The organism is Aquabacterium sp. A7-Y, from assembly GCF_026153205.1.
In the GTDB taxonomy this organism is placed as follows: Bacteria; Pseudomonadota; Gammaproteobacteria; order Burkholderiales; family Burkholderiaceae_C; genus Caldimonas.
In genome coordinates this window covers 120,055-132,271 of sequence record NZ_JAPFBW010000015.1, presented here as the reverse complement: position 1 = coordinate 132,271, position 12,217 = coordinate 120,055, and the positions used below count along the sequence as shown (strand labels likewise).

Sequence of the window (12,217 nt, the reverse complement as noted above, 5' to 3'; positions counted from 1 at the left end):
GCGGCACTGGGGGCCGGCTCATGCACCCTCGCGCCCGCCCTTGGCAGCGCCCATCCCGCGCTGCACCAGAGTCACGCCGGCCAGCACCGCTGCGCCTGCGACGATGCCGGCGATACCGTCCAGCAGGGTCGGCGTCAGCGCTTCCAGCAGGCCGCCGACACCGGGCACCGTACCGGCACCGTGTGCGATGCCGTGGATCACGTCGTGAGCACCCGGCAGGCCGTGAGTCAGGATGCCGCCGCCCACCAGGAACATCGCAGCAGTGCCGGCGATGGACAGACCTTTCATCAGGAAGGGCGCAGCCTTCAGAACCAGGCGGCCCACACCCCGCTTGAAACGGGCGAAGCCGCCCGTGCCGGGCCGGTTCGTCAGGTAGAGGCCGCCGTCGTCCAGCTTGACGATGCCAGCCACCAGGCCGTAGACGCCGACGGTCATGATGAGCGCGATGCCCACGAGCACCGCGACCTGGGTCGTGAAAGGCTGGTTGGCCACCGTGCCGAGCGTGATGGCGATGATCTCGGCCGACAGGATGAAGTCGGTGCGCACCGCGCCCTTGATCTTTTCGCGTTCGTAGGCGACCAGGTCGACGGTCGAGTCGGCCACGGCCGTCACCAGTTCGGCGTGGTGGGCGTCGTCCTCGGCCTTGCTGTGCAGGAACTTGTGGGCCAGCTTTTCGAACCCCTCAAAACAGAGGAAGGCGCCGCCTATCATCAGCAGCGGCGTGACGGCCCAGGGGATGAAGGCGCTGATCGCCAGTGCGGCCGGCACCAGGATGGCCTTGTTGCGCAGGGAGCCGACGGCCACCGCCCACACCACCGGCAGTTCGCGATCGGCGCTCACGCCGGTGACCTGCTGGGCGTTCAGGGCCAGGTCGTCCCCGAGCACGCCGGCGGTCTTTTTGGTCGCTACCTTGGTCAGGACCGCGACATCGTCGAGGATGGTCGCGATGTCGTCGATCAGGGCAAGCAGGCTGGTTCCGGCCATGAGAATTTTCCTTCGTTGAATCTGTACGCCGGGCGGGCGTTGCCACCCGTGGGGCGGGGGCATTTTGTCAGATTCAGGAGAACGAAGACCCGCGCCGGACGCGGGGCACACCCCCTGGTTCGGTGGGCGCGCGAGGACGGTCAATGAGAATCGCGGGGCACCACGGCCGGCTGCGCATATTCGCGGCCGACGACGGCACGCGCATAGAGGTAGTTCTGGCGGGCCCGATCGCTGAGCGAATCGAGATGCACCTCGCCTTTGGCATTGCAGGGAAACGCGAGGCCCCGCCCCTGGTTGAACAGGGATCGGAAGCGCAGTTCGAAGCAGGGTAGCGAGGGCAGTGGCGACAAGGTGGTGTCCATGGCAAGGATCTCCTCTGGCATGGCGGGCGCGGAGGGCGCATCGCGTATGTACCCACTCTACGCAAGCAACCCGGGCGCTTCACTCGGCGAGAGCCGGTCGTCGGTGTCGGACACCAACTGCGCGGCATGTAGAAAGAATCCTGACACGGGTGCGACATCAGCGCACGCCAGTGTCTTCTGCAGGCAACGCTGCCCCCCTGAACGAGGGCCGATTCAAGCAGGCCGCCCCAAACATGGCGGCCTCCTCTTAAAGGATCGCTCGCCTTATCCGTCGAGCGGGGGGCCGGCATCCCTTCAGCTGATGTCGCGCTGGAGACGGATTTCTTCCAGCTTCGTGCCGCCCACCGACACTGTCTTGGCTGACTTCATCTCGCGTTTGAAACCCGCCAGTTCGTGGAAACGCAGGGCCCGCTCGTTGCGCAGGTGGACCCACACGGTCACCTTCGTACAGCCCTCCTCTTCCAGGCCGTCGCGCGCTGCGTCCCACAGCGCGAGGCCGACACCGGTCCCCCAGTGCGAAGGTGCCGCATAGAGGGCCCAGATCTCACCGGTGGTCGACGGAGTGCCGGCATCGCGCGAGCGGTCGAAGCCCACGAAGCCGACCACACGGTCGCCCTCGGTCGCGACATGCACCTGCGGCTCGAAGATCTCGATCGCTTCGCGCCAGAAGGCCTGGCGCTTCTCGACCGAGAGGCCGGCGAGGTGCTCGTCGGGCATCAGGCCCTTGTAGGCGGCTTGCCAGGCCGCGACGTGGATTTCTGCGATGGCCTTGGCATCGCGGGGAGTGGCGGGGCGGACCTGATAACGGGACATGACGGAATTCATCGGGATACAAAAAACACGAGGGCCGGATTGTCTATGTTTCTGCGGCCCACCCACGGCGGCGCGTCGCGAACGGGCGCCACCGGCGTGCCAGCGGCCGTGCCGCACAATCGCCACATGCACCACGACCGCCCCTGCGGCACCCGGCTCTGCGACGACGACAGCTTCGAGGCCACCTTGCGGCCGTCCGGCTGGCGCCTCGCGGCCCCAGCCTCTAAGAGCCTGCTCGCAGCCGCACAGCAGGCCGGCATCCGGTTGCCCAGTTCCTGTCGGAATGGCACCTGCCGTGCCTGCATGTGCCGGCTGCTGACCGGCCAGGTAGCCTACCGCATCGAATGGCCCGGACTGAGCGCAGAGGAAAAGCAGGAGGGCTGGATCCTGCCTTGCGTGGCACACCCGGCCTCTGATGTGGAACTCGAGGTGCCGCACGCGGCGCCTCTGGCGGCCGAGCGCTGAAGACGAGCCGAGGCACCGCCCCAGGCCCCCCTAGGCGGACACCCAACCGGTGAGGGCACGCCGACGCTTGAGGCCGAGGTAGGCCACGATCGCCAACGCAGTGAGGACACTGCCCCAGCCGCTGGGCTCGGGCGTTGCCATCGCGGTCAGTGAGCGCCGGGCCGTCGCGGTCGCTGCGCCGGGGGAGTCTGCGGGGCTGCCGGACACCCGCGCGGCCGCGCGTCCCTCCATGGCGCCGCTGGGGGTGCCGCGGGGGGCGGCGACCGCCATGCCATGCGCGTAGGGCCCGGCGCCGGGCGGAGCGGGTGTCGTCCCGGCGGCTGCACGTTGCGGCGGCTGGCGGGGCAGGGCCGCGATACCACCCACGGTGGCAAGGCGGTAAGCCCCGAGCGGGTCGTTGACGAAGGCTGCTTCGAGGACGGCTTCCAGGCCGCCGCCGCGCAGGCCGGAGACAAAGCTGCCGGGGCTCCGGTCACCGGGGCCGGCCGACTCCTCGGCCACGACCATCGCCCGGACGGTACCGCAAACCGCCAGGCCTGCGACCGCGCTCACCAGCAGAGCCGGTGTGGCTGCTCGCACCGCCTGCACCGCCCGCCCGAGCCCCGGGTTCCGGGCCCGGCGGCTCTGACACTGCGCTGTTTCCATCTGTGCTGTGCTCCCCGGAAGCGTCCACCCGGCGCGCCGACCGGCCAGAAACGCACCAAGTTCAAACGGTAGGAGACGCCCCGATGAACTACAACGAGCAAGCGTTTCACTGAGTAAGGATAAGCATCCAGGCCGCACGCGGCCGGGCCCGGCTGGCGTTCGCGCCCTGTGGGCCCGGCCGCGCGCGAGCATCGGCGACGACACTCTCGCACCTGGTCTATGCTGCGGTCATGCCCCGCCTTTCATTCGTGCTTCGCGACGAGGAGATCGAGTTCACCGCCATCCGGGCGCAGGGCGCCGGGGGGCAGAACGTGAACAAGGTTTCCAATGCGGTCCACCTGCGTTTCGACATCGCGGCCTCGTCCCTGCCGGAGGCGCTGAAGGCCAGGCTGATCGAGCTGCGCGATCATCGCGTCAGCGCGGAGGGCGTGGTCGTGATCAAGGCGCAGCGCCATCGCAGCCTGGAGCTGAACCGCGACGATGCGATGGCGCGCCTGCGCGAGCTGCTGGAAGGTGCGGCGGATATCCCGGAAGTGCGCCGAGCCACCCGGCCCACCCGCGGCTCCCAGCGTCGCCGGGTCGAGAGCAAGGTACAGCGCGGCCAGCTGAAGGTTTTGCGCGGTCGCGTCAGCGAGTGACGGGCAAGGCCTGGTGCAAGGCCAGGAACTCCAGGGTCAGCTTGTGGCGGGGATCCAGGTGGATCATCGGCCGCGACTGCTGGTGCGATTCCTTGATCCGGACCGAGGCGCTGAGATAGGGCTGCAGCACCGGCAGGCCTTCGTCCAGCAGCGCCTGAACCAGTTGCTGCGGCAGCCGTGCGCGCGGCTGGTACTGGTTGACGACGATGCCGTCGACCTGCAGCTCCTGGTTGTGGTCGGCGCGGATCTCCTGCACGCTTTCCAGCAGCGTGTACACCGCACGGCGCGAGAAATCGTCGCAGTCGAACGGAATCAGGCAGCCGTGGGCGGCGATCAGGGCCGAACGCGTGTAGAAGTTGAGTGCCGGCGCGGTGTCGATGTAGATGCGGTCGTAGTCGCTGTTCACCTCGTCCAGCGCCTCGCGCAGTTTGTAGATCTTGTAGCGCGACTCCAGCTTGCCCTGCAGCTCTTCGAGCTGCGGCGAGGACGGCAGCAGATCCAGACCGGGCCACGGGGTGGCGACGATAAATTCTGCCGTGTTGCGCGGCCGCACGCTGAAGCGCAAGGTCTGGTCGAAGAAGCCGGCCGCGCCGGAGGGCGCCTCCGGTGCCGAGTCGCCCAGCAGATAGCGCGTCGAATTGCCCTGAGGATCGAGGTCGACCAGCAGCGTGCGCTGCCCCTGGTGGGCGCTGATGGCGGCCAGGTTGCACGCGATCGTGGACTTGCCGACGCCGCCCTTCTGATTGAACACGACATGCCGCACGGTGACACCTCCGCCCTGAGCTTGCAGATCCAACTTGTCTTCATTGTGCAGCGCAACAAGCACAGTGGAAAGATCGTTCGCAGCGAGGGGGCAATCGGGACAGGGGCACCGCAGCGGCCGGGCTTGTCATAGGCTGCCCGCAGCTCGACAGCGCCGCGACCCTCCACCCCCGATGAAACTCTCCGTCCTCGACCAGTCAGTCTCCCTCAGCGGCAGCAGCGAAGACGCCGCCATCCGCGATACCTTGGACCTGGCGCAGCACTGCGAGGCGCTGGGCTACCACCGCTTCTGGCTCAGCGAGCACCATGGGCTGCCCACCATCGTCGGCTCGGCGCCCGAGGTGCTGATGGCGGCGGTCGCGGCGCGCACCCGCCGCATCCGTATCGGCAGCGCCGGCGTGATGCTGCCGCACTACGCGGCCCTCAAGGTCGCCGAGCAGTTCCGCGTCCTCGACGCACTCGCACCAGGCCGCATCGACCTCGGTGTCGGCCGCGCGCCGGGCGGCGACATGCGGACAGCACGCGCGCTCAACCCCCAGGCCCATGCCGCCGCCGACCACTTCCCCGAGCAGCTGCTCGACCTGCAGGCCTGGGTGGGGGGCCATCCGCACCGCGGCATCCTGGCGCACCCGCGCCCCCCCGAGGACGAGCGCACCGGCTGGCAGCGCGCGCCCGAGCTCTGGGTGCTGGGCAGCTCCGACTACGGCGCCCGACTGGCTGCGCAATACGGGCTGCCGTATGCCTTCGCTTACTTTTTCATGGACGGCCTGGGCGTGGAGCAGGCGCTGTCGCTCTACCGGGCGCTCTACCAGGCGAGCCCGCGGCACCCGCGCCCGCGGGCCACGGTGTGCGTGTGGGCGCTGGCAGCCGACAGCGAGGCGGAGGCCCGCCACCATGCCTTGAGTCGCGAACGCTGGCGGCTCGACCGCAGCCGCGGCGTACTGGGGCCGCTGCTGCCCCCTGACGTGGTCGCGGCGCGCGGCTTTTCCGCCGACGAGCTGCACAGCGTCGAGGCGCTGCGCAGCAAGGCCTTTGTCGGCACGGCGGCCCAGGTGGGCGAGCGGCTGCGCGCGCTGGCCGACGAGCTGCAGCTCGACGAGCTGGTGGTCAACACCTGGGCCCATGACCCTGGCGTGCGGCGCCGCTCCTATGCCCTGCTGGCCACCGAGTTCGGGCTCAGCCCCGCATCAGCTCCGACAGCAGCCGCACCTTGACCTTGCGGCCTTTCACCTTGCCGGCCGACAGGCGGCTCACCGCCTCGCGGGCGACGCCGCGCTCCACCGCGACATAGGTCGAGAACTCGGTCACGTTGATCTTGCCGATCTGCGTCGCGGCGAAGCCGGCGTCCTGGGTCAGCGCGCCCAGCACGTCGCCGGGCCGGATCTTCTCCTTGCGGCCGCCCAGGATCTGCAGCGTGGCCATCGGCGGCAGCAAGGGCTGCTCGGAGGCCGGCTTCAGCTCGTTCACCGGGTGCCATTCCGAGGCGCGCCCCTGCAACAGCTCGATGTTGCCGACGCGGCCCATCTCGTCCAGGCTCGCCAGGCTGAAGGCCCAGCCGTCCTGGTCGGCGCGGCCGGTGCGGCCGATGCGATGCACGTGCACCTCGGGCTCGGCCGTCACGTCGACGTTGATCACGGCCTCCAGCTGGGCGATGTCCAGGCCGCGCGCGGCGACGTCGGTAGCCACCAGCACCGAGCAGCTGCGGTTGGCGAACTGGATCAGCACCTGGTCACGCTCGCGCTGCTCCAGCTCGCCGTGCAGGGCCAGCGCCTCGTACCCCTGGGCGCTCAGCACATCGACCAGGTCGCGGCACTGCTGGCGGGTGTTGCAGAAGGCCAGCGTGCTGACCGGCCGGTAGTGGTCAAGCAGCCGGGACACGGTGTGCAGCCTGTCCTCCTCGCGCACTTCGTACCATCGCTCGCGTATCTTGCTCGCGGCATGGCCGCCCTGCAGTTTCAGCTCCTGCGGATCGCGCAGGAATTGCCGGCCGAGCTGGCCGATCTCCGGCGGATAGGTGGCCGAGAACAACAGGGTCTGGCGCTCGCGCGGACAGTGTTTCGCCACCGCAGCGATGTCGTCGAAGAAGCCCATGTCCAGCATGCGGTCCGCCTCGTCGAGGACCAGTGTGCTCAGGGCCGCGAGTTGCAGGCTGCCGCGCTCCAGGTGGTCAAGCACGCGCCCCGGCGTGCCGACCACCACATGGGCGCCATGCTCCAGGCTTGCCACCTGGGGGCGTATCGGGCTGCCCCCGCAGAGCGACAGCACCTTGACGTTCTCCTCGGCGCGCGCCAGGCGGCGGATCTCCTGGCTCACCTGGTCCGCCAGCTCGCGGGTCGGGCACAGCACCAGGGCTTGCACCTCGAAGCGGCGCGCCTCCAGGCGCGACAACAAGGCCAGCGCGAAAGCGGCGGTCTTGCCGCTGCCGGTCTTGGCCTGGGCGATCAGGTCACGGCCGCTCAAGGCGACCGGCAGGCTGGCGGCCTGGATGGGCGTCATCTCGAGATAGCCGAGGCGCTGCAGGTTGGCCAACAGCGCGGGGGCCAGCGGCAGGCGGTCGAAGGACAAGCCGCCGGCCGGGGGCGGGGCGGTGTCACGCGCCTGGGTCGAGCCTGGGCGGTCGGAAGAGGTAGTCATGCGCGGATTATCCGCAGCGCGCGCCTCGCCAGCCGCGCGAGCCGCAGAGATGTTGCATCGCGGGCCCGGCCCTCGCGGCTGCAACAGTTTGCCAAGAGCGAGTCCGGCCGACCGGGAGCGGGGCGCCGGCACAGACGAAGCCCGGCTCGCCTCCCTCGCAGGCCAGGGAGGCGAGCCGGGCCGATGGAGGGAGGCCCCGCCTCCCGGCCGCCGGTACTCAGTCTTCGGACGTGAGCTCCTGGGTGGTCTTGCTGCCGTCGTTGGCCTTCACGAGCAGCACCTTCAGCGAGTTCGGCACCACGGTCCCGACCCCGCCGGACGGGATGGCGGTCAGCAGCCAGTCGGCGTTGTCGTCGAGCTTGACGGTGGTGTTGAAGATCACGTTTTTGGTGCCGGCGGTCGTGATGCGCAGGCGGTAGGTCCCGCCGTCGAGCCCCAGCGAGTCGGAGCCCGAGGCCGGCTGGGCCTGCTTGTACTCCACCGCCGAGAAGCGCGGCCCGACCTGCGTGATGTCCTGGTCGACCCCGGTCAGGTAGACATCCACCTTGCCGGAGTTGAAGGCAGCATGCAGCACCCGCACGCGGGCCTTGTCGCTCAGCAGGCCCTTGTCGTAGGGATCGTCGATCAGCATCAGCTCGGTGCTCGCCACCGCGGGCAGGGCCACCAGGGTGTACTTGTGCCCGCGGTCCGCGTCGAAGGGCACGTTGTCGCCCACCTGGGCCCCGCTGCTCGAGTTCTTCAGCACCAGGTCGGTCGCGCCAGTGTCGAAGTTGAGGTACTCGGACGCGAACTTGTAGTTGACGCCGTTGACCTCGCGCACCAGGGTCCCGTTGCGATAGAGCGCCACGTCCGGCGACAGCGGCACGGCGTGCACGAAGCGGATCTGCGGGTCGGCCGTGTCGAGTCGGTCGTTGATGTTGTCATCGCTGCCGCCGCCGCAGGCGGCCAGCAGCAGGGCCGGCGCGATCGCCGTCAGCAAAAGTTTGGAGATTTGTTTCATGTATGTACACCCTGTTGTTGATGGAAAGAAAGCCGCCTCCCTGCATCGTGCGGCGGCTGCGAAGAGCTGACGCATCATCGGGTTGACTGCTCCAAGCCGTTATCGGTGCGAGCGGAAGGACAACTGTCAGTGTTCTCCGACAGAAGTGATCGCCTGCCGGGTGGGCGGGCGCCTGGCTCACTGGGCTGCAGAACTCAGGCGCTGAGCGCCGGCGAGTCCTGCCCTTGAGCCGCGGCCGCGAGCGCCTCCTTCAGGCCGGGCGCGAGTTTGACGCTGCCGAGCCAGCCGTGCTGTGTCCCGCTGAGCACACGCAGCATGTGGCCGCGCCCCAGCGGCAAACGCCCCATGGGCTCGAAGGCGAGGTCGCGCAGGGCCGCCAGGCGGTCGCGTTCGGACTGGAACAGCGGCGTCAGCCAGCGGCTCCAGAAGTGGTAGATCGCCACGTGCGCCTTGCGCGCGCGGGCATACCGAGCGAGCGCCGCCGGCAGCCGCGGCTCGCTGCGCAGCGCATCGCGCAGCGCCTGCACGTCGAGCAGGGCCATGTTGACGCCCTGCCCCAGTTGCGGGCTCATCGAATGCGCGGCGTCGCCGAGGGCGACCAGCCGACCGCGGTGCCACTGCTTCAACACCGCGTCGCGGTAGCTGGCGCGTGCCATGCGAGCCGGCTCTGGCAGGCGGTCGAAAACCGCCGCGGCTTCGGGCCACAGGCGGCCCAGCTCGGCCAGGAAGTCCCCGGCGTCACGTGCCTGGGCCGCGGCGAACTCGGCCACCGGCAGGCTGAAAAAGAAGCTCAGCCGCGGCACCGGGTCGCTCGGGCGGGTGCCCACCGGCAGCAGGCCGACCATCTTGCGCGCAGCGCGATAACGTTGCCGCAACTCGTCGGCGTGGGCCCAGTCGCCCTGGGGCACCAGGCACCACAGAGCCCCCCATGGATAGGGCCGGTCGACCGCCGGCGCGCCCAGCCCCGCGCGCAGCGCTGACGCCGAGCCGTCGGCGGCCACGACCAGGTCGTAGGGTCCATGCCGACGGCCGTCGGCAGTGCGCAGGCGGCCCTGCTCGGGGTCCACCTCGACGACCGCCTGACCGGTGTGAAGCTGGCCATGACCCTGCCAGGCGTGGCTCAGGATCTCGAACAAGGCCCCGCGCTGCATGCCGATGCCGCTCAGGTCGGCGTCGAGATCGGCATAGGCCATGTCCATCACCGTACGCCCCTCGGGCGTGTGGCCGCAGAGCCGGCGCACCGGGGTGCCATGCGCCAGCACGGCCGGCATCAGCCCCAGTTCGTGCAGGACGCCCAGCCCGGTCGGCTGCAGCAGAAAGCCGGCGCCGACCGGCCCGGGTTCGGGGGCGCGCTCGAACACCTCGACGCGGTGGCCGTCGGCCGACAGCATCAAGGCGGCCGCCTGACCGGCGCTGCCATAACCGACGATCGCAATGTGCAGGGGGATGGGGCGGGATAACAACACGCGCGGATTATGGGCGGCCGGGCGCGCCGCCTGCACCCCTCGTTCCGTGGGGCGTGCAAGATGCCTCATCATGTGCGGTTTATCGTTTCGAACCGACTACCTCCCCCATTGCCATGAAAAAGACCGACCTCGAAAAAAGCAAGGGCTCGAAGATCGCCGGCCAGATGAAGCAGGCCGGCGTGCCCGGTCGCTTCGGCGCCGCGGCGGCGGCGCTGCCGGACCGGCGCGAGCAGCGCCGCCTCGACCAGGCCCGCGGGCTGGTGCCCTTTGCCGTCAAGCTGCACAGCGATCTCGTCAAGCAGCTCCATGAACGCGCCGCGGCCCGCGGCGGCGACCTCAACGAGCTGGTGGCCGAGTTGCTGAAAAAGGGGCTGGAGCAGACCCCCTGAGACCGACCGCGGCGGTTCCAAAGTGTGAGCGCCGGCTCGCTCCAGTCAGGCACTCTGAAGGCCGCCGTGAATACTTCACGATCGGCCGGAAAGCCAGGCCCGGCGCCACTTGCTGACACCTGCGTTACGCAGAATTGAAGCGGTTTTCAAGGTAAGCTCGCGGCGCCCGCCCGGACCCAGTCCATGCACTCTAGTGCCGGCGTGACGCATGGGGCACATGGTCGCCTGGTGCGCTTGGCCTGCTACGGGTTGGCACCTTCTTGCGCAGTGACGCCCGGCGGGCGTCGCTGCATCCTTCCCCGCCGTCGGCCCGAGTGACCCCCCACTCACGAACGCCAAGCTCTCAGCTGCGCGCGCCAATGCCACGCTCCAGCAAGGACAGCGACCGCCGGTATTGCGGCCGCAGCCGGTACAGCTGAGCCGGACGGTTGGCACGCCCCTGTTCCAGCTCGCCGGGCAGTGGCTCCAGCACGTCCAACTCCTCCACCTTGCGCCGGAAACTGACCTTGTTGATGGGTTCGCCCAGCACCGCCTCGTAGACCGCCTGCAGCTGCGGCAGCGTGAAGCGTTCCGGACACAGGTGGACCGGCAGCGAGGAATACTGGCTTTTGCTGCGGACTCGGGCGACGGCCGCGGCCACCATGCGGCCGTGGTCGAAAGGCAGCACCGGCAGGCCTTCGACCGGTAAGACCTGCGCCGCCGTCGTGTCGCGCCGCAGCAACTCCTGCGGGACGAGCGCATAGTAGGCGATCGACACCGACCAGCCGCGCGGGTCGCGCCCGGGCCCCGAAAAAGTAGCGAGCTGCTCGAGGTAGGGGCTGGCGAGGCCGGTCTTGTCGAGCAGCACCCGGGCCGCGGCATCGACCGCGTCCTGGTCCTGCTCGGGGTGGATGTAGCCGCCGGGCAGTGCCAGCGCCCCTTGGAAAGGCGGGCGCTCGCGCTTGAGCAGGACCACGCAGAGCTGTCCACCGTGCAGCGTCAGCAGCACCACGTCCACGGTGCAGATCACGGAGATACCCTCGGAGCGGTTCATGGCATGTTATGTCAAAGAATCGACTAAGTAGCTTAACAAGGGAGCCTCTTCTTCACCAGACCCCCTTACTTCAGGGAGGCGAGTTAGTTGCATTAATAATCTAACAGCTTTAGAGTCCGGTCCATGTCATCACGGAAGGACGCTGCCATGAAACACCGCACCCACCTGCTCCTCATCGATCCGCAGAACGACTTCTGCGACCTGCCCGCCGAGTGGTGCCCGCTCGACCCGTTGTCGGGCGCACGGCTGGGACCGGCGCTGCCGGTGCCCGGGGCCCACGCCGACATGCAGCGGGTCGCCCAGCTGATCGACGCGGCCGGCGGCGGGCTGGACCAGATCACCGTGACGCTGGACTCCCACCACAGGATCGACATCGCCCACCCCGCCTTCTGGAGCGCGCCCCTGGGCGAGCCCGTGCCGCCCTTTACCGCCATCACCGCCGCGCAGGTGCGCGCCGGTCAGTGGCGCCCCCGCGAGGCAGGCGCCCTGCCCCGCGCGCTGGCCTATCTCGACGAACTGGAGGCTCGCGGCCGCTACACGCTGATGGTGTGGCCGGTGCACTGCGAAATCGGCAGCTGGGGCCACAACGTGCACTCAGCCGTGCGCGCCGCCTATAACCGCTGGGAAGAGGCCACGCTCACCTCCGTGCACAAGGTGGTCAAGGGCGACAACCCCTGGACCGAACACTACAGCGCACTGCTGGCCGAGGTACCGGATGCGGACGACCCCGACACGCAGCTCAACCGCGCCCTGATCGAGCGGCTGGATGAGGCCGACCTGATCCTGGTGGCCGGGGAGGCGAGCAGCCACTGCGTCAAGGCGACCACCGAGCACCTGGTGGCCAACCTCGGCGGCCGACCTGACCGGGTGGTGCTGTTGACCGATTGCATGAGCCCGGTGGCCGGCTTCGAAGCGCAGCACGCCGCCTTCCTGGCCGACATGCGGGCACGCGGCGTGCGTCTGGCGACGAGCAAGGATGTGGCGTCCCTGCTGCCGGTCTGAGCCCCACCAGGACCCGTCTTGCGG

At 69.3% G+C, this 12,217-nt stretch carries 14 protein-coding genes; 5 read left to right on the top strand and 9 right to left on the bottom strand.

Annotated features, from left to right (window positions below; all coding sequences use genetic code 11):
* Positions 1-18: 18 nt before the first annotated feature.
* From OOT46_RS15585 to OOT46_RS15575, 3 genes are all read right to left on the bottom strand, one after another.
* Positions 19-984 carry a DUF808 domain-containing protein gene (locus OOT46_RS15585; protein WP_265404535.1) on the bottom strand — a complete coding sequence of 322 codons (966 nt, stop codon included), beginning with the start codon at positions 982-984 and terminating at the stop codon, positions 19-21.
* A gap of 140 nt (positions 985-1,124) precedes the next feature.
* Positions 1,125-1,346, bottom strand: a complete 222-nt coding sequence (locus OOT46_RS15580) for a hypothetical protein (protein ID WP_265404534.1) — start codon at positions 1,344-1,346, stop codon at positions 1,125-1,127.
* A 294-nt stretch (positions 1,347-1,640) separates the two neighbouring features.
* A complete protein-coding gene (locus tag OOT46_RS15575; RefSeq protein WP_265404533.1) occupies positions 1,641-2,159 on the bottom strand; it encodes a GNAT family N-acetyltransferase in 519 nt (172 codons plus the stop codon).
* A 126-nt stretch (positions 2,160-2,285) separates the two neighbouring features.
* Between OOT46_RS15575 and OOT46_RS15570 the strand changes: the two genes are divergently transcribed.
* A complete protein-coding gene (locus OOT46_RS15570) occupies positions 2,286-2,624 on the top strand; it encodes a 2Fe-2S iron-sulfur cluster-binding protein (RefSeq protein ID WP_265404532.1) in 339 nt (112 codons plus the stop codon).
* Between the two features lie 30 nt (positions 2,625-2,654).
* On the opposite strand, the gene OOT46_RS15565 is transcribed toward OOT46_RS15570, so the two are convergent.
* Entirely contained in the window at positions 2,655-3,176 is a 522-nt protein-coding gene (locus OOT46_RS15565; protein WP_265404531.1) for a hypothetical protein, read from the bottom strand.
* A 323-nt stretch (positions 3,177-3,499) separates the two neighbouring features.
* Between OOT46_RS15565 and arfB the strand changes: the two genes are divergently transcribed.
* Positions 3,500-3,907, top strand: coding sequence for an alternative ribosome rescue aminoacyl-tRNA hydrolase ArfB (gene arfB, locus OOT46_RS15560; protein ID WP_265404530.1), 408 nt, complete (start codon positions 3,500-3,502; stop codon positions 3,905-3,907).
* On the opposite strand, the gene OOT46_RS15555 is transcribed toward arfB, so the two are convergent.
* On the bottom strand, positions 3,897-4,670 hold the full coding sequence (locus OOT46_RS15555) for a ParA family protein (protein ID WP_265404569.1): 774 nt from the start codon (positions 4,668-4,670) through the stop codon (positions 3,897-3,899). The genes arfB and OOT46_RS15555 overlap by 11 nt on opposite strands.
* 172 nt (positions 4,671-4,842) lie before the next feature.
* Here OOT46_RS15555 and OOT46_RS15550 point away from each other — a divergent pair, with 172 nt between their 5' ends.
* Complete coding sequence (locus OOT46_RS15550; protein ID WP_265404529.1) at positions 4,843-5,883, top strand: LLM class flavin-dependent oxidoreductase; 1,041 nt, start codon at positions 4,843-4,845, stop codon at positions 5,881-5,883.
* Here OOT46_RS15550 and dbpA read toward each other — a convergent pair.
* The 3 genes from dbpA to OOT46_RS15535 form a co-directional block, all read right to left on the bottom strand.
* On the bottom strand, positions 5,846-7,303 hold the full coding sequence (dbpA, locus tag OOT46_RS15545) for an ATP-dependent RNA helicase DbpA (RefSeq protein WP_265404528.1): 1,458 nt from the start codon (positions 7,301-7,303) through the stop codon (positions 5,846-5,848). The genes OOT46_RS15550 and dbpA overlap by 38 nt on opposite strands.
* Positions 7,304-7,520: 217 nt before the next feature.
* Complete coding sequence (locus OOT46_RS15540) at positions 7,521-8,303, bottom strand: DUF4397 domain-containing protein (protein WP_265404527.1); 783 nt, start codon at positions 8,301-8,303, stop codon at positions 7,521-7,523.
* 194 nt (positions 8,304-8,497) lie between these two features.
* The gene (locus tag OOT46_RS15535) at positions 8,498-9,769 is read right to left on the bottom strand and encodes an FAD-dependent oxidoreductase (RefSeq protein WP_265404526.1); all 1,272 of its coding nucleotides are present in this window, start codon (positions 9,767-9,769) and stop codon (positions 8,498-8,500) included.
* A 113-nt stretch (positions 9,770-9,882) separates the two neighbouring features.
* On the opposite strand from OOT46_RS15535, the gene OOT46_RS15530 reads away from it, so the two are divergent.
* A complete protein-coding gene (locus tag OOT46_RS15530) occupies positions 9,883-10,158 on the top strand; it encodes a hypothetical protein (protein ID WP_265404525.1) in 276 nt (91 codons plus the stop codon).
* Between the two features lie 343 nt (positions 10,159-10,501).
* Here the strand turns inward: OOT46_RS15530 and OOT46_RS15525 are convergent, their stop codons facing one another.
* Positions 10,502-11,191, bottom strand: coding sequence for an NUDIX hydrolase (locus OOT46_RS15525; protein ID WP_265404524.1), 690 nt, complete (start codon positions 11,189-11,191; stop codon positions 10,502-10,504).
* A gap of 147 nt (positions 11,192-11,338) precedes the next feature.
* Here OOT46_RS15525 and OOT46_RS15520 point away from each other — a divergent pair, with 147 nt between their 5' ends.
* Positions 11,339-12,193 (top strand): isochorismatase family protein, encoded by an 855-nt coding sequence (locus tag OOT46_RS15520; protein WP_265404523.1) that lies wholly within the window; start codon positions 11,339-11,341, stop codon positions 12,191-12,193.
* Positions 12,194-12,217 lie beyond the last annotated feature (24 nt).